The sequence below is a fragment of the Cloacibacterium sp. genome, from assembly GCF_047601505.1.
GTDB lineage: Bacteria > Bacteroidota > Bacteroidia > Flavobacteriales > Weeksellaceae > Cloacibacterium.
Genome location: NZ_JASGJD010000001.1, coordinates 1,319,076 through 1,343,224, shown reverse-complemented (window position 1 = coordinate 1,343,224; position 24,149 = coordinate 1,319,076). Strand labels below are relative to the sequence as shown.

Here is a 24,149-nt window from a genome sequence, read left to right as displayed (position 1 = left end):
CGATGGAAAATTTAGTATATGCAATTATTTTACTTCCTTTATTTGGATTTGTAATTAACGGATTATTCGGAAAGTTTTTGCCTAAAATATTTGTAGGCGCATTAGCTACACTAGTAGTATTTGCAGCTTTTCTTATTTCTTTAAATATATTTTTAGGTTTCACAGACCACAGTGCACCTATTATCGTAAAAGCTTTTGAATGGTTTACAGTAGCAGGAGTTCAGGTTAATTTTGGATTTCAGGTAGATCAATTATCATTAATGATGATGATGATTATCACAGGTATTGGTTCTCTTATCCACCTCTACTCTATTGGTTATATGAGCCACGATAAAGGTTTTTATAAATTCTTCACTTATTTGAATTTATTTATCTTCTCTATGTTACTTTTGGTAATGGGAAGTAATTATCTAATTCTATTTATAGGTTGGGAAGGTGTAGGTCTTTGTTCATATTTATTAATTGGTTTCTGGTATCAGAATCAAGAATACGGAAAAGCTGCAAGAAAAGCTTTCATTATGAACAGAATTGGAGACCTTGGTTTATTGCTTGGTATTTTCTTAATTGCAAACCAAACCAACGCTGTAGATTATCTATCTGTAGCACAAAATGCTTCAAAATTTGAAATTGATGGTGTAGTAATTATGTTCATCACTTTAAGTTTGTTTATCGGAGCAATGGGAAAATCTGCACAGATACCTTTATTTACATGGCTTCCAGATGCGATGGCTGGTCCAACACCGGTTTCGGCGTTAATTCACGCTGCTACCATGGTTACAGCAGGTATTTATTTAGTAGTTCGTTCTAATTTCTTATATCATTTAGCTCCAAGTACATTAGATTTTATTCTATATATTGGTTTAGCTACTTCATTAGTTGCAGCATTTATTGGTTTAAGACAAAACGACATTAAAAAAGTTCTAGCTTATTCTACCGTATCACAATTAGGTTTCATGTTTATTGCATTAGGAGCCGAAGCTTATACTTCTGCAATGTTCCACTTAATGACACACGCTTTCTTCAAAGCATTGTTATTCTTAGGAGCAGGTTCTGTAATCCACGCAATGAGCGGAGAGCAAGACATGAGATTTATGGGAGGTTTAAAATCTAAAATCCCCGTAACTTATTGGACATTCTTGATAGGAACTTTGGCAATTGCAGGTATCCCACCTTTGTCTGGTATGGTTTCTAAAGACGAAATATTAACAGCTCTTTGGGCTAAATCTCCAATTGTATGGGCTATTACACTTTTTAGTGCTGCTCTTACCGGTATTTATATGTTCAGATTATTGTTCTTAACATTCTTCGGAACTTTTAGAGGAACAGAAGAACAAAAACATCACTTACACGAAAGTCCAATTTCTATGACACTTCCTTTAGTTGTTTTAGCAGTACTTTCTGTAGTTGGAGGTTTCTTTAATCTTCCTCATTTCATAGGAGAAGGTAATTCTCAAAAATTATCTCATTGGTTACATCAAATTTATGTGCCAGGAATTGCTCATCCAGAAATAGAATTCGGGACTGAAATGATTCTTCTAGCATTAACAATTGTGATGGTTGCCGTAATCTTCTTTGTGGTAAGAAACATTTATGTTACCAAAAAGAAAATGGCTCTACCAGAAGAAGAGTACAAAGGTTTGGAAAGGCTTTCTGCTAAAAAATTATTTATTGACGAATTTTACGATGCTACCATTGTAAAACCAGTAGAAGGGCTAGGAAAAGGAACCAGCATGTTTGATAAAATTCTTGACAAATTCTTCAATTTTGTTGGGATTGGCGCTGTAGATTCTGGAAAAGCTTTCAAAAAATTCCAAAACGGAAACGTAGAAAATTATGTTCTTATTATGTCTTTGGCAATAGGATTAATATTAATTGTTAACTTTATATTACAATAGCAAATGTTAGAAGCACTGTTACTTTTACCTTTAATAGGTTCAGGATTAGTTTTTGCCTTTAGAAACTCTAACAGCAAATATTTAGCAGTAGGAATTGCTTTCGTGCAGATGTTTTTAACATTCTACATGCTATCTCAGTTTAATAGTACACCAACGGTAGATTCTTCTCTACAATTTGAGATTAACCAACCATGGTCCACTTTTATAAAAAGCACCATCCATTTCGGCGTTGACGGAATGAGTATGCTTTTGTTATTACTTACCAATATTTTGGTTCCGCTCATTATTCTTTCTTCATTTAACGAAAATAAAGGATATAGCAATAATTTTTATGCTTTAATTTTATTAATGCAATTTGGTTTAGTAGGTGTTTTCACAGCGTTAGATGGTTTACTATTCTACGCATTCTGGGAAATTACTCTTATCCCAATCTGGTTTATTGCTGGTCTTTGGGGAGATAACGAAAAAAGAATTAAAACAACTACCAAGTTCTTTGTTTATACTTTCGTAGGTTCTTTATTTATGTTTATTGGTTTAATTTATGTTTACATCCATGCCGCATCTTTTGAACTTACAGATTTATACAATGCTAGTCTAAATGGCACACAACAATTTTTTGTATTTTGGTTAATTTTCTTAGCATTTGCAGTAAAATTACCAATTTTCCCATTGCACAATTGGCAGGCAGATACTTATACTTATTCTCCTACGCAAGGTACAATGTTACTTTCTGGGATTATGCTAAAAATGGCAATCTATGGAGTTTTAAGATATTTATTACCAATTGCTCCAGAAGCTTTATTAGGAACATCTGGCGAAGTAGTAATGATATTGTCTATAATTGGAGTTGTATATGGAGCACTAATCGCAATTGTAAATACAGACATCAAAAGAATTATTGCTTACTCTTCTCTTTCGCACGTTGGCTTAATGGTAGCAGGTATTTTTGCTTCTGCAATTATCACAGCAAAAGGCGGATTTAGTATAGAAGGAGCACAAGGAGCTTTGGTACAAACTTTTGCTCATGGTATTAATATCGTAGGATTATTTTATTGTGCTGATATTCTTATCAAAAGATTCAAAACAAGAGATATTAGAGAAATGGGAGGATATGCTAAAGTAGCTCCAAAATTTGCTACTTTGTTTATGATTATTCTTCTAGGTTCTATGGCAGTTCCTTTAACTAATGGTTTTATTGGTGAATTTATCTTATTAAAATCTATTTTTGATTATGATAAAGTAGTGGCTGTTTTTGCAGGACTTACCGTAATCCTTTGTGCTGTTTACTTATTAAGACTATACGGTAAAGCAATGTTTGGAGCGGGAGACGATAAAGTCTTAGCTACATTAAAAGACATTAGCGCAGTAGAATTTACAGTATTAGCTACATTAGCTGTATTTGTAATTGTGTTGGGAGTTTATCCTAGTTGCATCATAGAAATGGTGAATAGTTCGTTGAAGTTTATCTACTCTTCTATTAAGGGTTAAAATGATATTTAAGAAATGAGTGTTTTAATAGTTTTATTCATTACTGCGGTTTTAGCATTATTCTCCGGAGTTTATAATCAAGGAAAATTTGCTAGATATATTGGGATTTTCGGTTTATTGGTTGCATTATATGTAAGCTTTTTACCAGAGTGTTCATTCTTTAATCAATACAAATCTATGTTTGATTTTGACGAAAATGCAGCACTTTTCACAAAAATCTCTTTAGTTGTAACGCTTCTAATTTTCTTTTTGGGAGGTTTTGCATTTAACAATCACAGAAGCCATCAATCAGAATTATATGCACTAATGTTATTTTCATTAACAGGGGCTATCATTCTTTTCAGTTTTCCAAATTTAGTTTCGCTATTCTTAGGTATCGAAGTTCTTTCCATCCCATTATACGTAATGGCTGGAAGCAATAAGACAGACTTGCGTTCTAACGAAGCTTCAATTAAATATTTCTTGATGGGAGCTTTTGCTACAGGATTCTTACTTTTCGGTACAGCATTGGTTTACGGTAGTACAGGTACTTTTGACATTGCAGAAATTAGTGCTTATAGTATCGTGAACGCTAAAAATACAATGTTCGTTCTAGGAATTATGCTCATGCTTTGTGCTATGGCATTTAAAGTTTCATTAGCCCCTTTCCACATGTGGAGTCCAGATGTTTACCAAGGTTCGCCATCAATCATCACAGCATTTATGGCATCTGTAGTAAAAATTGCAGGATTCTTTGCTTTCTTTAAATTAATGAATTTAGCATTTGTTGGAAGCATAAGCGAATGGTTAAACATTATAGGAGTTTTCGTAATTATTACTCTATTACTTTCTAACGCAATGGGATTGGCACAATCTAACGCAAAAAGAATGTTAGCCTACTCTTCTGTTTCTCATGCAGGATATTTAGCCTTAATTTTCTTTGGAGCAAACAGCCTTTCACTTTATAATTTAGCATTCTATTTATTTGCTTATTCACTTGCTACAATTGGCGTATTTATGACGCTTATTTATGTAGAAAAAATAAAAAGAGAGACGTCATTCGAAGCTTTTAAAGGATTGGCAAAAACAGAACCTTTGGCTGCTGTAGCAACTGCCGTTTCTTTATTATCAATGGCAGGAATTCCTTTAACTGCAGGTTTTGTTGGGAAATTTAGTATTTTCTCTCAAGCAATGAATGCACCTCACGTTGGTCCACTTTTAGTTGTAATTGCAGTAATTGGTTCTGCACTAAGTATTGCTTATTATTTAAAACTTATAATTTCAATGTTTTTCCATACCGAAAGTACATTCAAAACCTCTGAAAAAGTAAGCATTACCTACAATATTGTTGCTATTTTTATTATTATAGCATTAATAGCGTTGGGCGTTGCACCAGATATCTTTAAACTACAGTTTGGTTTATAATAAATTATAAAAAAATATACAAAGCGCAATTCAGAAATGAGTTGCGCTTTTTTGTAGCAGAATATTAGAAATACTTTCACGATTAGGCATGCTGTCCATTGCAATCTTTTTTTAGGTGATTTCGACTTCGCTCAATACCTCAAAAAAAGGATTTCCATTACCATCGTGGCTAAATTTCACCGAAAGTTTTTCTTTTCACTTCAAAATTTTCTACAAAAAGTTCGTCACCCTAGATTGCTTAGTTCCTCGCAATGACAGGGGAATTTTTGTGAGGTTTCTAAACTTTGAAAACAATCGACGCTCGCTTCGCTCGCGCCAGAAAAACTAAAAATATAGATTTTAGTTTTATTTTTTAATAATTTTACAAAAAATTATAAAACTTAATGCAAACTATGTGTCGAGATATAATTGATCATCTGATTAAAGCATTGAAAAGATGAAAAACTTAACAATAAAAAAAATAACATATTTAAGTTTAATAATTTTTATAATATCCTTATTAAACAATGCGCTATTATATAGTGATGATAAGGGAATTATCTACAATACTTCATCTTGGATGTGTTTAAGTTTCGGTTGGATATCAATATTTGCCGGTGGAATTTTAGAAACTATTGTTTGGAGTGCAAATATTTTTTATTTAATATCAGTACTCATTACTTTAATTTCTAAAAATCAAAAAGAGCAATTAGTTACAATTTTATCTACAATTTCACTTTTTCTGTCATTAAGCTATATTTTTCAATCAATACATTATGAAGGAGATAATGGTAAGTTTTTAATTGTAAAGCGAGATATAGGCTATTGGCTTTGGATATTAAGCATTGCAATTGTGACTTTTGTTAACATCTTTAACTATTACATAACTATCCGTTACAAAAAGCCTCCCTTCTTAAAAAATAAACCAAGGGAAAACTAACCAAACTTTGAAAACAATCGACGCTCGCTTCGCTCGCGCCAGAAAACAAAAAATTTTAAAGTAATTTCACATTTCATTCGTCTTAAAAGAACAATGAAATTATTAAAGAAAATGATATTTACAATCGTTATAATTATTGCTGCATTAGCAATAAGCACATATTTTTTTATGCAAGGCAAACAATTCGGGAAACAACCTTCTGGAAAAAGATTAGAAAGAATCTTAAAGTCTCCACATTACAAAGATGGAAAATTCCAAAATCTAAGTCCTACTCCACAATTGGCAGAAGGAACTTCTATGCCTCAAGTTCTCTATAATTTCTTTTTCTCAAAAGTAGAAAATGCAACACCCAAAAAGAAATTCAACTTTACTAAAACCGATTTAAAAAATCTAAATTTTACAGAAAATTTCTATGTTTGGATGGGGCATTCTTCCTATTTTCTTCAAATAGATGGAAAAAAAATTTTAGTTGACCCCGTTTTCAGCGGAAGCGTTTCACCACTCAAATTCACCAACAAAGCCTTTGAAGGAACAGATATTTATACTACGGAAGACATTCCAGAATTAGATTATTTAATCATCACACACGACCATTGGGATCATTTAGATTACGAAACCGTAACCAAACTTCTCCCGAAAGTAAAACAAGTGATTACAGGATTAGGAACTGGCGAAAATTTAGAATATTGGGGCTACGAACCTTCAAAAATTATAGAATTAGATTGGTTTGAAAATTCAGATTTAGGAAATGGCTTCAAAATCAATGCAGAACCAGCCAGACATTTCACGGGAAGAGGTTTTAAAAGAGACCAAGCAATTTGGGCAAATTTTGTTTTAGAAACGCCCAAAAATAAAATTTATATTGGCGGAGATTCTGGCTACGATAATCATTTCAAAAAAATTGGAGAAAAATACGGAAAAATAGATTTGGCAATTCTGGAAACTGGACAATACAATCCTGCATGGAAATATATTCACATGCTTCCTGGTGAACAATTACAAGCCATGAAAGATATTAATGCAGACCGAATGATTGCGGTACACAATTCTAAATTCAAATTGGCACTTCATTCTTGGTATGAACCAATGGAGAAACTACACGAACTCAACAAAGAAAAATTACGAGTAATTACACCAAAAATAGGCGAAAAAGTCTATTGGCAAGACAATGAGAAAGTCTATCCAAAATGGTGGAAAGAATATAAATAACAACAAAGGCTGCCCTTTTTGGGACAGCCTTTTAATTTAGATTTCTAAAGATTAATAACCTCCAGAAACTTCTTCGTTTTTAATTAATGCTAAAGCAGACGAAGTTCCAATTCTTTTCACTCCCATTTCAATCATATTTTCTGCTTCTTCAGGAGTTCTAACGCCACCAGCAGCTTTTACAGGAAGTTTACCTGCATTAGCAAGCATTATTTTAATTCCTTCTACTGTTGCTCCGTTTGGTTTTCCACCTTCAGTTTTAAAGAAACCTGTAGAAGATTTTACAAATATTTTCACTAAATCTTCTGTTTTAAAGTTTTCTTCAGCCCAAGTAGAAATTTTCTTAGTAATATCTGCAATTTGCTCGTCGGTAAGCGCTGCAATTTCTATAATCCATTTGGCAATTTTACCATTGTCTAAACACAATTTAGTGCATTCTACAAATTCTTTTTTCACCAATTCTAATTCGCCATTTTTGTATGCTTCATAGTTGATTACAAAATCTAATTCATCTACTCCATCTTCAATAGCTTTGGTAGCTTCAGCCAATTTATGCTCAATTGAATAAGTTCCTTCGTGGAAACCAATAACAGTTCCTATTACAACATTAGAATTTTTTTCAGAAAGGAAAACTCTCATTTGCTTCACATAATCTGGTCTAATCATTACTGCGAAAATGTCATTTTCTATAGCTTCTTTAGCTAAATTAAAAACAGTTTCTAAAGTTTCCTCTTCTGAGAGCCCAGATTGCGCTGGCGTTTTTAGATATGTAGAATCTAAATAAGTATTGATTTTCATAACGTTACACTTTTAATTGTCTATTAATACTTTGCTCCAAAGATATGAAAGTTTCTGTTCTTGTAACGCCTTTTAGCTTTTGAATTTTATTAAGAATTTGCATTAGATGGTCATTATCTACACAAAGTACTTTAAGAAAAACAGTCCAATTTCCTGTAGTATAATGTGCTTCTACTATTTCGTTTATCTCGTTCAAAGACCTTATTAAATCTTGAAAATGACTAGGTTGGTCCATATAAACACCAATATAAGAAACTACTTTATAGCCAATTTTCCTAGGATTAAGAAAAGAAACAGAGTTTTCTATAACGCCTGCGGATTCTAATTTTTTAATTCTTTGATGTACGGCAGTAGTAGAGATGCCAATATTCTTGGAAATTTGTGCCAAAGAAGTTTTGGCATTATCCATAAGCATGTAAATAATTTTTTTATCTACAGCATCTAATTTGTAGCCGATTTCAGTTACGCTTTTCATTTTTTTATTGTATTAGTTATCTTTTTTCTGCTCTAAAATCACATATACAGGATAATGGTCACTATAACCTCCCAAATAACGCGAACCAGCGAAAGTACGAAAAGGTCTTCCTTTAAATTTTTTATCCCAACTGCTTATTTTCTCCGAATTAAAGACTTCTGCTTGCTTAAAATGAATTCCGAAATTTGGCTCAAAAAAATGATTAGACAATATAATCTGATCAAAAAGTAAACCGTCTTTGTAATGAAATGTAGAATACTTTTTACTCTGGAACAACTCTAAAAATTGGTTTTTCAGAATCTTATTCTTCTCATCATTATCGAGCAATTTCATTACGTTTTCTTCATCAGGATTTTCATTAAAATCTCCGCAAACAATTACCGATTCTCTATTTTTTTCAATTGTTTTTACTATTCTTTCTCTTATAGAATCTAGTATAAACGCTCTTTTAGGTTTATTAATGTCCTTTTCTCTTTTTGAAGGCAAATGCAGCACAAAAACATTAATAATTTCCTTGTTGTAGTAGTTTAATCTGCAATACAAAACATCTCTTGTGGTGTCTAGATTGTCAGAATTTTCATGGTGTTTTTCAAAAACAAAAGAAATGGCTTCAGAATCTAAAACACTTATTTTTCTTTTGTCATATAAAAGAGCGGTATCTACACCTCTCTCGTCTAACGAATCATAATGAACAATCCCATAATTATTATTGAATGGTTCTAATTCTACTAAATCTTTTAAATTTTCTTCATTATTGATTTCTGCTAAACCAATAATCATTGGCAAAATGCCTTCTTTTTCTTCTACTAATCTAAAAACATTTGCAATTTTATGCAACTTATTTTTATATTTTCTTTCGTCCCAGTTTCTAAACCCCGATGCAGTAGGGTCTAGCTTATGGTTGGGTTTCGGGCCTGGCGAAAATAAATTTTCTACATTATAAAAAAGCACCAGCTCTTTGTTTACATTTTCTGCCATTTCCTTTATCAAAAATAACAATTTTTCAAATTTAACGAAAATTTATTAATATTAATCTTCTAATAAATCTGGACGTTTCAAGGTGGTAATCTCTACGGCTTTTTCGTGGCGCCATTCTTCAATTTTTCCAAAATTACCACTTAAAAGAACTTCTGGCACTTTCAATCCTTTATAAACTTCTGGTTTTGTATAAATTGGTGGAGACAACAAATTATCTTGAAAACTATCCGTCAAAGCACTTTGTTCGTCGTTCAAAACACCTGGCAACAATCTTATGATGGCATCTGCCAATACACAAGCTGCCAATTCTCCGCCTGTTAAGACGAAATCTCCAATAGAAATTTCTCTAGTGATATGCAAATCTCTAATTCTCTGGTCTATACCTTTATAATGTCCGCACAAAAAAAGCAGATTTTTCTTTAGAGAATAAGTATTTGCTATTTTCTGATTAAATGTTTCTCCGTCTGGCGTTAAATAGATAATATCGTCATATTCTCGCTCAGATTTTAACTGAGAAATACACAAATCTAAAGGCTCGCACATCATTACCATACCTGCGCCTCCGCCATAAACGGTATCGTCTATCTGACGGTGTTTGTTCAATGCAAAATCTCGAACATTATGAAAATGTACTTCTGCCAATCCTTTTTCCATTGCTCTTTTTAAAATAGAAGTCTTAAACGGACTTTCCATCAAATCTGGCACTGCACTTATTATATCTATTCTCATTGTTCTGTTTTATTTTTTTTATTTGGAATTATAATTAATCTGAGCGAAGAATCTTTATTAAAATAACTCCACATCCAATTAAAGAAAATTGCCAACTTATTTCTCACGCTCAAGATAAGCATTAGATGTAGAAACATCCAAAAATACCAAGCGAAAAAACCTTGAAATTTGAATTTTGGCAAATCTACCACAGCTCTGTGCTTGCCAATAGTTGCCATACTTCCCAAATCTGTATATTCGTATGGAGACCAATCTTTTTGTATTTTCTTAAGGAAATTTTTAGCTAAATTTTTTCCTTGATTGATGGCAACATTTGCTACTTGAGGATGCCCATTTGGATATTTCGGAGTTTCCATATAGGCAATATCTCCAATGGCATAAATATTATCAAAACCTTGCACTTTATTGTATCTATCTACAATATATCTGTTGTTTTTGAGAGAATCTTCTGCAAGTCCAGATATTATATTTCCCGTAACACCAGCTGCCCAAATTACATTATTACTAGCGATAATTTCACCACTTTTCAGATAAACTTTGTCGCCATCGTAATCTACTACTCTATCGTTTGAGATAAATTTCACACCTAAATCTTTCAGATATTTTTCAGATTCTGCTTGCGCTTCATCACTCATCACAGACAAAGGTTTCTCTGTAGAACTTACCAAAATAATGTCCAAATCATTAAAATTCATTCTTGGATAATCTCTCGGCAAAATTTCTCTTTTCATTTCTGCAAAAGCACCCGCCAACTCAACACCTGTAGGACCAGAACCTACGATTACAATGCTCCAATTGCCATCATCACTAGATTTTCTTTCGATAATTAATTTCTCAAAAGTTAATAAAATATGATTTCTAATAGAAATAGCTTCTTGAGTATTTTTCATCCCGTAAGCTAAATTTTCCATTTTTTGATTTCCAAAAAAATTGGTTTTACAACCTGTGGCAATTACGAGTTTGTCATAATGAAAAGTTGCATCATCAGTAATAATTTTATTTTCCAAAGGCAAAATTTTTTTTACTTCTGTCATTCTAAACTGAATATTTTTAGAACGTTGAAAAATTTTTCTAAAAGGGAAAGAAATATTAGAAGGTTCTATCCTTCCGCAAGCAACTTGATAAAATAATGGCTGAAACATGTGGTGATTCGTTTTATCTATCACCATCACTTTTTTATCAATTTTTCCATTAAGCTGTCTGGCGAATTGCAAACCTGCAAAACCGCCTCCAATTACGATTATTTTATCACGAATTTCCATACGACTTTGGCAAAAATACTGAATTTATTTTCGAAATAGTTTACTTTTGCAAAAGTTATGCCTAAAACAAATTACAAACCCACAAAAAGACGCAAAATACACCAAACGCGAAGAAAAAAATACAATCTTCGAAGATGGATTTTACTATTAACATTAGGCATATCTTTAATATTTACAGGATTTTACCTAAAAAACAAAATTGCATTTTACTATGCAATGCACTTTCATAAACATACAGAACAAAACCTGAAAAACTCAAAAACAGAAGCGGCAAGAATTGAGAAAATCATCACCGAATACAACGATAAAACCTTTGGTTTCGACATTTCTCACTATCAAAAAAAAGAAGATATAAAATGGGACAGTCTTACTATTGCAAATGACGGAATTAATCTGGAATTTGTAGTAATGAGAGCTACAATGGGCAAAAAAAAGAAAGATAAACATTTTGACGAATTCTGGGAAAAAGCGAAAGAAAACAAACTCATTAGAGGCGCTTATCACTTTTACAGAGCAGACGAAGACCCTGTAATGCAAGCCAATAATTATCTGAAAAGTGTAAAATTAGAAAATGGAGACCTTCGTCCCGTTTTAGATATAGAAAGAGTACCGAGAAGGAAATCTCACGAAAAATTTATAGAAGATTTAAAAGTTTGGCTCAAAATTGTGGAAGAAAAATATGGTAAAAAACCAATAATCTATACTTATTACCATTATTACAAAGATTATCTAAAAGGTGAAATAAACGATTATCCGCTTTGGTTAGCCAACTATAACGATGTAATGATACCTTCGCCGGAAGACGATTGGAAAATGTGGCAATTTACAGAAAATGGCATTGTAAAAGGAATTAACACTAAGGTTGACCTCAACATATACAACGGAAATCTCTGGAGTTTCAAAAGCCTTACATTAGACTAATTTTCTTTAATTTTCAAGCAATTAAAATCAAATTATTTTCTAAACTTATTGTCACTTGCATTAATTCTATCAATAATGGCAATACTTATTTTTATTGATTCCAAATCAATAAATTTCACTAAATTTGTAATTTAAAATTTGATATTATCAATATGTTGACGAAAGTAAAAGTTCAGGATTTTCTGAAAGAAATAGAAGTAGATGATTTAGTAAAAAATCTTCAAATTGTAGGAGACGAAGTTTATATCGATATGATGGCTCATTCGCCTGCAATGCACGAAAAAAAGAAGCTAGAAGTAGCTATGAAACAAGCTTTTGCTTCAGAATTTGGAGAGCACATTACCTTAAAATTAAAAATAGCTTCTCCTGAACCTACAGAAGTTCAGCAGACTCAAATTAAAGGAAAACAAATTCCAGGAATTCAAAATATTATTGCTATTGCCTCTGGTAAAGGTGGTGTAGGAAAATCTACAGTAACCGCTAATTTAGCAGTAACATTACAAAAAATGGGATTTTCTGTTGGCGTTTTAGATGCAGATATTTACGGACCATCTGTACCAACCATGTTTGATACAGAATCTGAAAAACCAATTTCTGTAGAAGTTGACGGAAAAAACCTAATGAAACCTATCGAAAATTATGGCGTTAAAATGCTTTCGATTGGATATTTTTCTGGTGCTAATCAAGCTGTTGTTTGGCGTGGCCCAATGGCAAGTAAAGCTTTAAGCCAAATGCTAAGAGATGCCGCTTGGGGAAATTTAGATTTCTTATTGATAGATCTTCCTCCGGGAACAGGTGATATTCATTTATCTATCATCCAAGAAGTTCCGGTAACTGGAGCTGTAATTGTGAGTACTCCTCAACATGTTGCTTTGGCAGATGTAAAAAAAGGAATTGCTATGTTTACAATGGATAGCATTAATATTCCGGTACTTGGTTTAATAGAAAATATGGCGTATTTCACACCAGAAGAATTGCCAGAAAACAAATATTATATTTTTGGAAAACAAGGCGCTCAATTTATGGCAGAAGATTTAGGAATTCCTGTTTTGGGAGAAATTCCTATTATCCAAAGCATAAGAGAAGCTGGTGATGTGGGAAGACCTGCTGCTTTGCAAGACGGTTCTAAAATTGCAGAAATCTATAACGAAACTGCAAAAAAAATGGTAGAAAGTTTAGTAGAAAGAAACACAAGTTTGCCACCAACTGAAGCTGTTAAAATAACCACAATGGCTGGTTGTTCTCCAAAAAAATAAATAAATTTAAGTTAAAAATCTTTAAACAATTAGCTAAAACTGATTGCGAAAAGCCGAAAGCACAAAAATTATGAATAAAGAAAAACCGACACACGAAGAAGTAGTAACCAAAGTAATGGAAGCTTTGGAAAGTATTCGTCCGTTTCTAAACAATGATGGTGGAGATATAGAATTGGTAGATGTGGTAGATAATAAAGTAATGGTAAAACTTCAAGGGAACTGCCAAGGTTGCCCAATGAGTTTTTCTACCATGAAATTAGGCGTAGAAAATACAATTAAACAATTTGCGCCAAGCATTAAAGAAGTGGTGAGTGTAGAATAATTTGTAATTTTTCAAAATATAAAATTTAAAAAACGGACAAATGTCCGTTTTTTTGATATTTATTATTTAATTCTATTTCGAATTCCAATTTTTCTTAAAATTTTCCAATAAAAAATTCTTATAATTTTCATCAAAAATAACTACTGGTGCTTTTTGAGTATCTAAACTATACTCCATAGAAATTATATCGTCTTTCTCATCAAATCTTTTATTTCCGTTAGAGTCTTTTTGAACATTAAATAAAATTTTTCTAGTCTTAGGAACAATTTTCCAATTTACTACGTTCAAATTTTTAGGAGAAATTTGTTTTAAATTTTTGCCTTCTTTGTCTGTAAAAAACAGATAAGTAGGATCCTCATAATTTAATTTTTTATTTCCATCATAATCATCAGTAATAATATTATAGAAAATATATTTCTTACTAGAAGTATCTATTTGAGTGAATTTCTTGTTTGACGAATCATAATTACTATAGCCAGTTTCATAATTAGAAATAAGCATTTTTTGCTTACTCAGCAAATATTTTTCGCCTGTATTGCTATTGTAGAAGATAATATTCCAATAAGAACTTCCCTTGTCAGATTTAAAAGAACTTTCTATTCTACTACTTTCAATAGTTTCCTCAATGGATAAAGGAAAAGCCAAAATTCCAGTGCTATCTATTTCAAAAGAATTGATTGTTTGAATATTTAGGTCAGAGACTTTTTCCTCTTCTTGATTTACTGGTTTTTCAAAAACTTGTTCTTTTTTTTCACAAGAAAAGATTACGATGAATGCAGAGAATAATAAAAATTGTTTCATATTTATTTGTTTTTTTTTAAATTATCATAAATACTATGTATTAAACCATCTGCTACAGAAATTTTTGGCACAAAAATCTGCGAAATTTCGGTCCAGCTTAGTACTTTATTGAAAATTTCCAACGCAGGTACCAAAACATCTGCTCTATCTTCTCTCAATCTGTATTTTGCCATTCGTTCTTCCACAGTAAGATCTTTCAAATCTTTGTAAAAAGTCTTCAACATATTAAGAGACAATGATTTGCCGTCTTTCGTTTTACTTAGAGAGAAAATTTTATTGATATTTCCACCAGAACCAATTGCTACCATTGGTTTTTTGCTCACGATTTTGGTTTTTATTTCGGTTTTCAATTCTTCCCAATTTTCTTTGGTTACCAAATTATTAATTAATCTAATGGTTCCTATATTGAAAGAATGTTCGTACTTCATTTTACCATTTTCGTAGTAAGTAAGTTCTGTAGAACCACCGCCAACGTCTATATAAAGATATCCAAAATTCTTATCGAGTCCTTCTGCAACGTGATTTTCGTATATTAAAGTCGCTTCTTCGTCGCCGGAAATAATTTCTATTTGAATGCCAGATTCTTGTTTTACTAAATCTATAATTTCTTTACCATTTTTAGCATCACGCATTGCACTGGTAGCACAAGCACGGTAATGTTCTACGCCATAAATTTCCATCAACTGAGCGAAAACTTTCATAGAATTAATTACCATTTTTTTTCTTTCTGCACCAATTTCTCCGTAAGCAAAAACATCAAAACCCAACCTGAAAGGAATCCTCAGGAGATTGAGTTTTATAAATTCTGGTTTACCTTTTTTAGGTTCTTTTACTTCATTAATAAGCAATCTTGCCGCATTACTTCCTATATCTATTGCTGCTATTTTCATGTTTTAAATTTCTTTTGGAGTATAAAAAAATAAAAATTCTTTTTTTGAGTTTTTAAAATCTTGCCAGTTTTCTGTTTCTATTTTAAATCCAACTACAGCACAAGTTGGCAGGTTTACAATATTTTTGTTGGTAAGTGAATTGGCGAAATAAGTAATTCCGTTATTATGAGAAAATATCGCTACATTTTCTATTTCATTACTTAGATTTTCTATTACTTCTAAAAAATCTGACGACGAAGCATCATACAATTTTTCAACTTTTGTGATATTTTCATTTTCAAAAACCTCAGCAAAATATTTACACGTTGTAAGAGCTCTTTTTGCCGAACTGGTAACAAAACTATCAATTCTCACACCAAGATTTTTCAAAAAATTCGCCATTTTAGGTGCATTTTTCTTACCTCTTTCGTTAAGTGGTCTATCAAAATCTGGTACATTAATAGGCCAATCGCTTTTGGCATGTCTTATCAAAAAAAGCGTTTTCATAAGCTTTATTATTCAAAGTTTAAATTTAAGAAAAATTTGAATTGCATCAACCTGAAAAAAATTAGTAAATTTGCGGTTTATGAGCCAAATAGTTGCCATTGATTACGGAAAAGTACGCTGCGGAATTGCCGCTACTGATGATTTGCAAATTATTGCAAGTGCATTAACTACGGTAGAAACTAAAAATCTGATAGATTTTTTGCAGAAATATTTTACCGAAAACAAAGTGGAAGCATTGGTAATAGGTTTGCCAACAGATTTAAAAGGAAACATGTCTGAAGTAGAAACAGATATTTTAAAATTTATAGAGCAGGCAAAAGTACATTTCCCAGAAGTTGAAATCCATCGTTTAGACGAGCGTTTCACTTCTAAAATGGCTTCTTATTTTATATCACAAAGTGGTAAAAATAAAAAACAAAGACAAGAAAAAGCATTAATTGATAAGATTAGTGCTACCATAATTTTACAAAATTTTTTAGAACAAAAACAAAGATGATTTTACCAATCAGAGCATACGGAGACCCGGTTTTAAGAAAAGTAGCACACGATATTTCTCCAGAATATCCAGAGCTAAAAGAATTAATTTCGAATATGTTTGAAACCATGTACAGTGCAAATGGCATAGGACTTGCAGCTCCACAAATCGGGCTAGACATCAGACTTTTCGTGATAGATGTTTCTCCTCTCGCAGATGACGAAGATTACATTGATATCGCAAATGAATTAAAAACCTTCAAAAAAGTATTCATTAATGCACAAATTTTAGAAGAATCTGGAAACGAATGGAAATTTAACGAAGGTTGCCTTTCTATTCCTGATGTAAGAGAAGATGTAAGCCGAAAAGAAACCATTTTGATAGAATATTATGACGAAAATTTCGTTAAACATACCGAAACTTTTTCCGATATTCGTGCCAGAGTTATTCAACATGAATACGACCATATAGATGGCATTTTATTTACCGATAAATTAAGCCCTCTTAAAAAGAAAATCATTAAAGGAAAACTTAATAAAATTACAGCAGGAGACGTTGCAATTAATTACAAAATGAGATTTCCTAAATAAAAATAAGCTATAAACAACAAATAATAATAAAATAATAAATGTGGCAAAAAGCCGAAAGCTAATTGCCGAAAGCAAAAAAAACATATTATGCAGTTAGAAAAAATAATTTCAATTTCTGGAAAACCAGGTCTATTTACATTAGTTACTCAGTTAAGATCAGGTTTTATCGTAGAAGACATTTCTACAGGTAAAAAAGCAAGCATTTCTAATTCTTCTCAGGTAAGTTTATTAGACAATATTGCTATTTATACTTTTGACAAAGAAGTTCCACTTTTTGAAGTTTTCAAAAATGTTGCAGAAAAATATAACTACGAACAAACCATTGCTCATAAATCTTCTGAAAACGAATTAAGAGCTTTTATGACCAGCGTTTTACCAGATTATGATACCGATAGAGTTTATCCTTCGGATATTAAAAAATTGGTACAATGGTATAATTTATTACAAAAAGCTGGCATCATCAACAAAGATGCTTTTGTAAAAGCGGAAGAAGAAACTACCGTAACTGATGCGGAAGTGGTAGAAGAAACAAAAGCAGATAAAAAAACAACTGCTAAAAAAGCAGCTCCTAAAGCAGAAAAACCTGCAGCTCCTAAAGCTAAAGCGAGTACTGCTGCAAAATCTAGCGTAAAATCTACGCAAAGAAAACAAGGATAAGAAAATCTCAATACTTCCCCGCAGATTTCACAAATTTTTCGCAAGTTACTTGTGTTTAATTGAGAAATCTGCGGGATTTTTTATGCACAATCTTTACCTTTGCCTTAAAACCTAAACCTCATCAAATGAATTCTAAAGAACAAAAACTAGAAGCTTTCTCTAAATTATTGGATATAATGGATGACCTTAGAGAAAAATGCCCTTGGGACAAAAAACAAGACCTGCAATCTCTTAGACATCTTACTTTAGAAGAAGTGTACGAACTTTCTGATGCTTTGCTAGAAGAAAATCTTACAGAGATTAAGAAAGAATTGGGCGATGTTTTGTTGCATCTGGTTTTCTATGCTAAAATTGGTTCAGAAAAAGACAGTTTTGATATTGCAGATGTTATCAATTCTCTCAACGAGAAACTTATTTTCCGTCATCCTCATATTTACGGAAATGTAGAAGTGAAAGATGAAGAAGAAGTAAAACAAAACTGGGAAAAACTGAAATTAAAAGAAGGCAACAAATCTATTTTGGCTGGCGTTCCGAAAAGTTTGCCTCCAATTATCAAAGCTTATAGAATTCAAGAAAAAGTAAAAGGAATTGGTTTTGAATTTGCTTCTGCCGAAGATGCTTGGAAAAAAGTAGATGAAGAATTGGCAGAATTTCATGCAGAAACAGACTTCGAAAAAAAGGAAAAAGAATTGGGAGACGTTTTCTTTTCGCTGATTAATTATGCCAGAATTTCTAATCTTAATGCAGATTCTGCACTAGAAAGAACCAATATAAAATTTATCAATCGTTTTAAAACTTTAGAAAAATTAGCTCTGGAAAAAAATCTTCAACTTTCTGAAATGTCCCTAGAAGAAATGGATGTTCTTTGGGAAGAAGCGAAAAAATGGGATTAATAAAATACAAAATGCGTTCACTAAGAACGCATTTTATTTATATTCAAAGTCTTATTCAATTAAAATTATTTCAAAACCTCTACTTCAATCACAGAATTGTTGAAGATTTTTTGGAAAGCTTTGGTATAATCTGTTTTCTCTGCTTTGTAAGGATTTTCTACAAATTTTTGAGGATTTACCGCAAATAAAGGATACGCAGTACTTTGCACTTGAATTTGGATTTTATGACCTTTTTTAAACGTATGCAAAACATCTTGAAGATTAAAAACCACTTCTGTTTCTTGGTTCGGAACTAAAGCTTCTGGCTTCTCAAAAGAATTTCTAAATCTCGCAGGCATAATTTCGCTTCTTACCATTTGGTGATAATTTCCGTAGATAACGCCTGGTTTTTCTTTGATATTTTTTTCATCAGCAGGATAAATGTCTATTAATTTCACAAAAAAATCTGCATCCGAACCAGTTGAAGCTATTTTTAATTTCACTTTAATTTCTCCAGCCAAAGTAATCTCATCACTCAAAATTTCTGTAGTAAAAGAAGCTACATCTGGTCTGTTTTCGGTAAATCTTTGGTCTTCGCTCATATAATTTCTTGGTGTAAAACCGTTGAAATCTTTCAAATTTTCGCTACTTGGCACCGGTTTATTTGGGTCTGAAAAATATTCGGTAAAAGAAGCCGAAGAAGGATTTTCAGTAGTGAATTTTCCGTTTTCTCTTAAATAAAACTGAGTTTTTTGTACTGCTTTTGGTGGCCATTCTGCAAATTGTTTCCACTCTTTTTTGCCTGTATCAAACATATAAGCTTCAGAAAGATTATAACTTGATTTTGGATTTTTCAAATAATGGTCAAAAAACGGTGTTTCTATATTTTTTTGATAAAAAGTAGCAATGCTATCGCCAAAATAGATTTCATTATGAAAATGTTTTCCCATTTCGTGAGACCAACCACCATGAGAAAAAGGTCCCATTACGATGGTATTTTTAGCTTTCGGGCTGGTTTTTTCTATAGTTTTGTAAATATGAAGCGGACCTGTAAGATCTTCTGCATCAAACCAACCACCAACCGTCATTACGGCGTGTTTTATGTTTTTAAGGTGAGGCAAAAGGTCTCTTTTTTGCCAAAAATCATCGTAATTTGGATGCTCAACTATTTCGTTAATAAAGAAATTTTCTTTTCCATAATATTTATCAATTCCATCTTTAAGAGTTCCCATTTCATTGTAAAAAAGCGAACCATCTTCTGATGTGGAAACCATTTTTTTCATTTGAGAAGTGTACCAACCTGTTTTTTCTGCAGTAGTTTTTTGTACGCCAAACACAGGAAAAGTTCTAAAATATCCCATCACAAAAGCTCCATTGTGGTGAAAATCATCATACCAAACATCTGAAATTGGCGCCTGAGGTGAAGAAGCTTTCAAAGCAGGATGATTTGCCAAAGTACCAACTGCTGCATAAAATCCCGGATAAGAAGTTCCGTATTGGCCAACGTTTCCGTTGTTATTTTGTACATTTTTCACCAACCAATCTATTGTATCGTAAGTATCTGTACTTTCGTCGATATCTTTTTTGGTTTTATGGTCAACTTGCGGAGTCATATTGGTAAAAGTTCCTTCGCTCATATATCTTCCACGCACGTCTTGATACACGAAAATATATTTTTCAGATTGTAAAAATTTATTAGGTCCTAGATTTCTTTTAAACTGGTCTTCGCCGTAAGGAGCTACAGAATAGCAAGTTCTTTGCATTAGAATTGGATACTTGTTTTTTACCGAAATATCCTTAGGAATGTAAATAGATGTAAACAATTTTACACCATCTCTCATGGTAATATAAACCTCTTTCTTAGTGAAATTGTCTTTCACAAAAGTATCTTGTGCAGAAAGATACCAAACACAAAAAAACGCAAAGAGCGTTAATATTTTCTTCATAATCAGAATAATTTTGAACAAATGTAAGGATTAATGAAGATTACAAAGGGGTTATTTTGAAAAAAATAAGTTTTTTATTTATAAAAATTAAGAATTTGTAGTGATTTTGAAAATTTCATAGAATTTCTTTTTTAAATCTTTTTTTACCGTTCTTGTGATTAAAAAATGTAAGAAAGAAATAAAACTAAAAAAAATAAGAAAGATGAAATCAATTCTAGCAATTAAGTTTAAATCTGCGTTTTCAAAAAACTGAACTGTATTTACAATGATAATGAAAAGAACCATTACGATTAGAATATATTTGAACTTCAGCCCTTTTTCCTTTATTTCGTAATCAACTTCATAGCAATTACCTTTTCTCTTATAACTTCCAATCACATCAATTAATCTATAAGCTTTATAAACCGAATTAAAGTGTATTTTAAAATCTTTTTTATCAAAAACACCACTAAATTCTTTTCCGTTATATCTTTTTGGAAAGAAAAACCAAATCAATTTATCAGAAGTAACATTTTCTTCCAATTTTTTATAAAAATCTTGAGTTTTACTTTCAACAATCATATTAAAATTCTGTTAGACAAATTTAAAAAATTTCAACTCTTAATTCTTCATTTTAAGAAGTTTTCCTATAATTCCAAATTGCCCAAGAATTAAATACAATCGCCATCGCCAAAATGGAGAAAAACTGTGGAAAAAGATTCATAAAACCACTATTTTTCAGCATAATTAACCTTATCGCATCTATTAAATGTCTCAGCGGATTTACAAGCGTCATTTCCTGAGCCCAAATTGGCATACTTTCTACAGGCGTAAACAAACCACTCATTAAATTAAAAATCATAATAAAGAAAAACAACGTAAACATCGCTTGTTGCTGCGTTTCGCTATACGTGGAAATCAGCAAACCAAAACCTAAAATCGCGGATAAATAAATGGCAATAAAAAAGTAAAGCAAAAATAAATTTCCTTGAATTTCGATATTATAAACAAAACGAGAAACCAATAAACCCATTGTAAAAGCAATCATCGCCAAAATCCAAAAAGGAATAAGTTTTCCTAAAATAAAATTGTATTTTTTAATCGGGGAAACGTTAATTTGTTCGATGGTTCCTACTTCTTTTTCCGATACAATATTGAGCGCAGTGAGCATTCCGCCAATTAAAGTCACTAAAAAAGCCAAAATTCCCGGAACTAAAGACAATCTGTAATTGTAATGTCTATTGAACCAAATTATTGAACTCACTTCCAAGCCCGAATTTTTCTGAAATTCGGTAAGTTCCGGTGAAAGTTCTGACTGAATATTTTTATTGTAATCTTGTAAAATTTGAGAAAGATACATCCCAGAAAGTCCGGCTTTTGTCCCATTAATTGCATTGATGGCAACTAAAACTTTGTTTTGAGATTCTCGAACGATATTTTTCTCAAATTTTGATGGAATTTCCAAAATCAAATCGGCATCTTCTTTTTCTAAAATTTCATAAGCTTCGTTAAAATTTTCTCCATAATACTGAATTCTAAAATAATTACTACTCGTAACATCTTGAATTAATCTTCTCGAAAACGAAGAATGATCGTGGTCAACAACAGCCAAGTTGATGTTTTTAATTTCATAACTCGCTGCCAAAGGAAGAATAATTAATTGAACAATCGGCATCACAAAAATTACCGCCAATATAGATTTGTTCCGAAAAATTTGTCGGAATTCTTTTTTGAGTAAAAACAGTAATTGTCTCATAATTAATTTGTTGGATTTTTGATGTAGGGTGATGGATGAAAAACTTCCAGCATCCATCATTCCAAACGTATTTTAAATTTCTTCACTGCAATTATAAAAAGTATCATCATCATTCCCAAAAGGATTAAAAATGGTTTCCAAATAATAGCAATTCCGGTTCCTTTTATCATAATATTTTTAATCATAATGTAATACCATTTCGCAGGAATTATATTAGAAATTATTTGCAACGGAAAGGGCATATTTTCGATAGGAAACATAAAACCGCTCAACATTAGTGTTGGCAACATTGTAGCAATTAACGAGATGAGCATGGCTTGTTGCTGTGTTTTGACAAAAATGGAAATCAAAATTCCTATCAACAAATTCGTTAAAATAAAAATGGTACTTACAAAAAACAACAAAATAATACTTCCTTTGATGGGCAAATCCAGTAAAAAATAACTCAAAATAAGAATAACCAACAAAATCATCATCGATAAAATAAAGTAAGGAACGGCTTTAGCGATAATTACAAACGATGGTTTCATAGGTGAAACGAGAAGAATTTCCATTGTTCCGGTTTCTTTTTCTTTTACGATGGCAATTGCCGTCATCATCACACAAACAATTAATAAAATAAGCGCCATAACACCAGGAACAAAATTTGGAGCACCTTTCAATTGAGGATTATACAACATCCTAATTTCGGGAGTTACATTATAACTTTGAGTAGAGTTTTTTGATTGATTCTTATAAAAATCAACAATAATATTCTGCAAATAATTAGAAATTTGATTTCCTAGATTAATGTCGGTTCCGTCCACAATCATTTGAAGATTTGCTTTCTTTTGCAAACTTAAATTTTCAGAAAAATCACTTGGAATTACCAAAACGATTTTAACTTTTCCATCTTTGAAAGCCTCTTGAAATTGGTTTGGATTGGTAAGATTTCTATCAATATCAAAATATTTGTTTGCATCAATTTTATAAATTAATTCAGAAGAAAGGGCACTTTTATCTTGGTCAAAAACTGCAATTCCGGTATTTTTAATCTCATTAGAAAGTGCAAAACCAAACAAAATTACTTGCACAATCGGCAACCCAAAAAGCATCAAAAGCACACGTCTGTCTCGCAAAACGTGGTAAAATTCTTTTCTAATGAAAGTAAGCAGTTGCTTCATAATTTATTATTTTAATTTCGTCATTGCGAGGAGGAACGACGAAGCAATCTGTTGATTTATTGACGGGATTGCTTCACTACGCTATGCTTCGTTCGCAATGACGATAGAAAGTTTAATCTGCGCTTCGTTTCGCACCTCTTGCTAATTGGTAAAAAACTTCGTCCATATTTTTAGCATTGAATTGCTGTTTCAAGTTTGTCGGAGAATCTAACGCTACAATTTTTCCGTCCACCATTATCGAAACACGATTGCAATACTCCGCTTCGTCCATATAATGTGTGGTTACAAAAATGGTAATCCCGTTTTCCGAAGCTTCATAAATCAAATCCCAAAATTGCCTTCTTGTCACAGGATCTACTCCACCTGTTGGTTCGTCCAGAAATACAATTTCGGGTTCATGAAAAATCGCAACTGAAAATGCCAATTTCTGTTTCCAACCAAGCGGAAGTTCCGAAACCAACTTGTTTTTCTCTTTTTCCAAGCCCAATTTTGCAACCAATTCTGCGTTCTTTTCCTTAATTTGTTTGTTTGATAAACCATAAATTCCACCAAAAAATTCCAAATTTTCAATAATCGTCAAATTTTCATACAAAGAAAATTTCTGACTCATATAACCAATATTTTTTTTGATTTCTTCTGTGTTTTTATAGACATCAAAACCTGCAACCGTCGCATTACCAGAAGTTGGAATAGAAAGTCCGCAAAACATTCTCATCGCCGTTGTTTTTCCAGCACCATTTGCACCGAGAAATCCAAAAATTTCTCCTTTTGTTACTTCAAAAGAAATATGGTCAACTGCGGTAAAATCCCCAAAAATTTTGGTTAAATTTTCTGATATGATTGCCTTTTGTTGCATGATTTTTTCAACAAATATTATATTT

General features: G+C 31.9%; 25 protein-coding genes. 12 read left to right on the top strand and 13 right to left on the bottom strand.

The window, feature by feature from the left end; all coding sequences use genetic code 11:
• The first annotated feature begins 2 nt into the window (after nucleotides 1–2).
• The 5 genes from nuoL to QM746_RS06300 all read left to right on the top strand — a co-directional run bounded on the left by nuoL (nucleotide 3) and on the right by QM746_RS06300 (nucleotide 6,915).
• Nucleotides 3–1,895, top strand: coding sequence for an NADH-quinone oxidoreductase subunit L (gene nuoL, locus QM746_RS06320; protein ID WP_414983446.1), 1,893 nt, complete (start codon nucleotides 3–5; stop codon nucleotides 1,893–1,895).
• A gap of 3 nt (nucleotides 1,896–1,898) precedes the next feature.
• The gene (locus QM746_RS06315) at nucleotides 1,899–3,383 is read left to right on the top strand and encodes a complex I subunit 4 family protein (protein WP_414983445.1); all 1,485 of its coding nucleotides are present in this window, start codon (nucleotides 1,899–1,901) and stop codon (nucleotides 3,381–3,383) included.
• Nucleotides 3,384–3,398: 15 nt separating this feature from the next.
• Nucleotides 3,399–4,787, top strand: a complete 1,389-nt coding sequence (locus QM746_RS06310) for an NADH-quinone oxidoreductase subunit N (protein WP_414983444.1) — start codon at nucleotides 3,399–3,401, stop codon at nucleotides 4,785–4,787.
• Nucleotides 4,788–5,223: 436 nt separating this feature from the next.
• A complete protein-coding gene (locus QM746_RS06305) occupies nucleotides 5,224–5,706 on the top strand; it encodes a hypothetical protein (protein WP_414983443.1) in 483 nt (160 codons plus the stop codon).
• Nucleotides 5,707–5,817: 111 nt separating this feature from the next.
• A complete protein-coding gene (locus QM746_RS06300) occupies nucleotides 5,818–6,915 on the top strand; it encodes an MBL fold metallo-hydrolase (RefSeq protein WP_414983442.1) in 1,098 nt (365 codons plus the stop codon).
• 51 nt (nucleotides 6,916–6,966) lie between these two features.
• On the opposite strand, the gene deoC is transcribed toward QM746_RS06300, so the two are convergent.
• From deoC to QM746_RS06275, 5 genes are read right to left on the bottom strand one after another with little or no spacing between them, the layout of a single operon-like run.
• Entirely contained in the window at nucleotides 6,967–7,710 is a 744-nt protein-coding gene (deoC, locus tag QM746_RS06295; RefSeq protein ID WP_414983441.1) for a deoxyribose-phosphate aldolase, read from the bottom strand.
• A 4-nt stretch (nucleotides 7,711–7,714) separates the two neighbouring features.
• Nucleotides 7,715–8,185: an Lrp/AsnC family transcriptional regulator gene (locus QM746_RS06290; RefSeq protein ID WP_374360803.1), complete on the bottom strand. Its 471-nt coding sequence runs from the start codon at nucleotides 8,183–8,185 to the stop codon at nucleotides 7,715–7,717.
• 12 nt (nucleotides 8,186–8,197) lie between these two features.
• Nucleotides 8,198–9,163, bottom strand: coding sequence for an endonuclease (locus tag QM746_RS06285; protein ID WP_414983440.1), 966 nt, complete (start codon nucleotides 9,161–9,163; stop codon nucleotides 8,198–8,200).
• A gap of 51 nt (nucleotides 9,164–9,214) precedes the next feature.
• A complete protein-coding gene (gene trmD, locus QM746_RS06280) occupies nucleotides 9,215–9,892 on the bottom strand; it encodes a tRNA (guanosine(37)-N1)-methyltransferase TrmD (RefSeq protein ID WP_414983439.1) in 678 nt (225 codons plus the stop codon).
• On the bottom strand, nucleotides 9,889–11,154 hold the full coding sequence (locus tag QM746_RS06275; RefSeq protein ID WP_414983438.1) for an NAD(P)/FAD-dependent oxidoreductase: 1,266 nt from the start codon (nucleotides 11,152–11,154) through the stop codon (nucleotides 9,889–9,891). The genes trmD and QM746_RS06275 overlap by 4 nt, the downstream gene beginning before the upstream one ends.
• Nucleotides 11,155–11,370: 216 nt before the next feature.
• On the opposite strand from QM746_RS06275, the gene QM746_RS06270 reads away from it, so the two are divergent.
• The 3 genes from QM746_RS06270 (at nucleotide 11,371) to QM746_RS06260 (ending at nucleotide 13,653) form a co-directional block, all read left to right on the top strand.
• On the top strand, nucleotides 11,371–12,075 hold the full coding sequence (locus tag QM746_RS06270) for a GH25 family lysozyme (RefSeq protein ID WP_414983437.1): 705 nt from the start codon (nucleotides 11,371–11,373) through the stop codon (nucleotides 12,073–12,075).
• A 152-nt stretch (nucleotides 12,076–12,227) separates the two neighbouring features.
• Nucleotides 12,228–13,331, top strand: a complete 1,104-nt coding sequence (locus QM746_RS06265; protein ID WP_374360793.1) for an Mrp/NBP35 family ATP-binding protein — start codon at nucleotides 12,228–12,230, stop codon at nucleotides 13,329–13,331.
• A 70-nt stretch (nucleotides 13,332–13,401) separates the two neighbouring features.
• The gene (locus QM746_RS06260) at nucleotides 13,402–13,653 is read left to right on the top strand and encodes a NifU family protein (RefSeq protein ID WP_374360790.1); all 252 of its coding nucleotides are present in this window, start codon (nucleotides 13,402–13,404) and stop codon (nucleotides 13,651–13,653) included.
• A 72-nt stretch (nucleotides 13,654–13,725) separates the two neighbouring features.
• Here the strand turns inward: QM746_RS06260 and QM746_RS06255 are convergent, their stop codons facing one another.
• Genes QM746_RS06255 through QM746_RS06245 form a run of 3 tightly spaced genes read right to left on the bottom strand, consistent with a single transcriptional unit; the run spans nucleotide 13,726 to nucleotide 15,830 of the window.
• Nucleotides 13,726–14,454, bottom strand: a complete 729-nt coding sequence (locus tag QM746_RS06255; RefSeq protein WP_414983436.1) for a hypothetical protein — start codon at nucleotides 14,452–14,454, stop codon at nucleotides 13,726–13,728.
• 2 nt (nucleotides 14,455–14,456) lie between these two features.
• On the bottom strand, nucleotides 14,457–15,344 hold the full coding sequence (locus tag QM746_RS06250) for an exopolyphosphatase (RefSeq protein WP_414983435.1): 888 nt from the start codon (nucleotides 15,342–15,344) through the stop codon (nucleotides 14,457–14,459).
• Nucleotides 15,345–15,347: 3 nt separating this feature from the next.
• Nucleotides 15,348–15,830 (bottom strand): SixA phosphatase family protein, encoded by a 483-nt coding sequence (locus QM746_RS06245; protein WP_414983434.1) that lies wholly within the window; start codon nucleotides 15,828–15,830, stop codon nucleotides 15,348–15,350.
• Between the two features lie 79 nt (nucleotides 15,831–15,909).
• On the opposite strand from QM746_RS06245, the gene ruvX reads away from it, so the two are divergent.
• The 4 genes from ruvX to mazG all read left to right on the top strand — a co-directional run bounded on the left by ruvX (nucleotide 15,910) and on the right by mazG (nucleotide 18,445).
• Nucleotides 15,910–16,326, top strand: coding sequence for a Holliday junction resolvase RuvX (gene ruvX, locus QM746_RS06240; protein ID WP_414983433.1), 417 nt, complete (start codon nucleotides 15,910–15,912; stop codon nucleotides 16,324–16,326).
• Nucleotides 16,323–16,895: a peptide deformylase gene (def, locus tag QM746_RS06235; RefSeq protein ID WP_414983432.1), complete on the top strand. Its 573-nt coding sequence runs from the start codon at nucleotides 16,323–16,325 to the stop codon at nucleotides 16,893–16,895. Before ruvX ends, def begins: the two co-directional genes overlap by 4 nt.
• An 87-nt stretch (nucleotides 16,896–16,982) precedes the next feature.
• The gene (locus QM746_RS06230) at nucleotides 16,983–17,552 is read left to right on the top strand and encodes a DUF5606 domain-containing protein (RefSeq protein WP_414983431.1); all 570 of its coding nucleotides are present in this window, start codon (nucleotides 16,983–16,985) and stop codon (nucleotides 17,550–17,552) included.
• A gap of 125 nt (nucleotides 17,553–17,677) precedes the next feature.
• Nucleotides 17,678–18,445: a nucleoside triphosphate pyrophosphohydrolase gene (gene mazG, locus QM746_RS06225; RefSeq protein WP_414983430.1), complete on the top strand. Its 768-nt coding sequence runs from the start codon at nucleotides 17,678–17,680 to the stop codon at nucleotides 18,443–18,445.
• A 65-nt stretch (nucleotides 18,446–18,510) separates the two neighbouring features.
• Here the strand turns inward: mazG and QM746_RS06220 are convergent, their stop codons facing one another.
• From QM746_RS06220 to QM746_RS06200, 5 genes are all read right to left on the bottom strand, one after another.
• A complete protein-coding gene (locus QM746_RS06220; protein WP_414983429.1) occupies nucleotides 18,511–20,370 on the bottom strand; it encodes a CocE/NonD family hydrolase in 1,860 nt (619 codons plus the stop codon).
• Between the two features lie 87 nt (nucleotides 20,371–20,457).
• Nucleotides 20,458–20,931, bottom strand: coding sequence for a hypothetical protein (locus tag QM746_RS06215; RefSeq protein WP_414983428.1), 474 nt, complete (start codon nucleotides 20,929–20,931; stop codon nucleotides 20,458–20,460).
• Between the two features lie 52 nt (nucleotides 20,932–20,983).
• The gene (locus QM746_RS06210) at nucleotides 20,984–22,105 is read right to left on the bottom strand and encodes an ABC transporter permease (RefSeq protein ID WP_414983427.1); all 1,122 of its coding nucleotides are present in this window, start codon (nucleotides 22,103–22,105) and stop codon (nucleotides 20,984–20,986) included.
• Between the two features lie 56 nt (nucleotides 22,106–22,161).
• A complete protein-coding gene (locus QM746_RS06205; RefSeq protein WP_414983426.1) occupies nucleotides 22,162–23,268 on the bottom strand; it encodes an ABC transporter permease in 1,107 nt (368 codons plus the stop codon).
• Nucleotides 23,269–23,380: 112 nt separating this feature from the next.
• Nucleotides 23,381–24,124, bottom strand: coding sequence for an ABC transporter ATP-binding protein (locus QM746_RS06200; RefSeq protein WP_414983425.1), 744 nt, complete (start codon nucleotides 24,122–24,124; stop codon nucleotides 23,381–23,383).
• Nucleotides 24,125–24,149 lie beyond the last annotated feature (25 nt).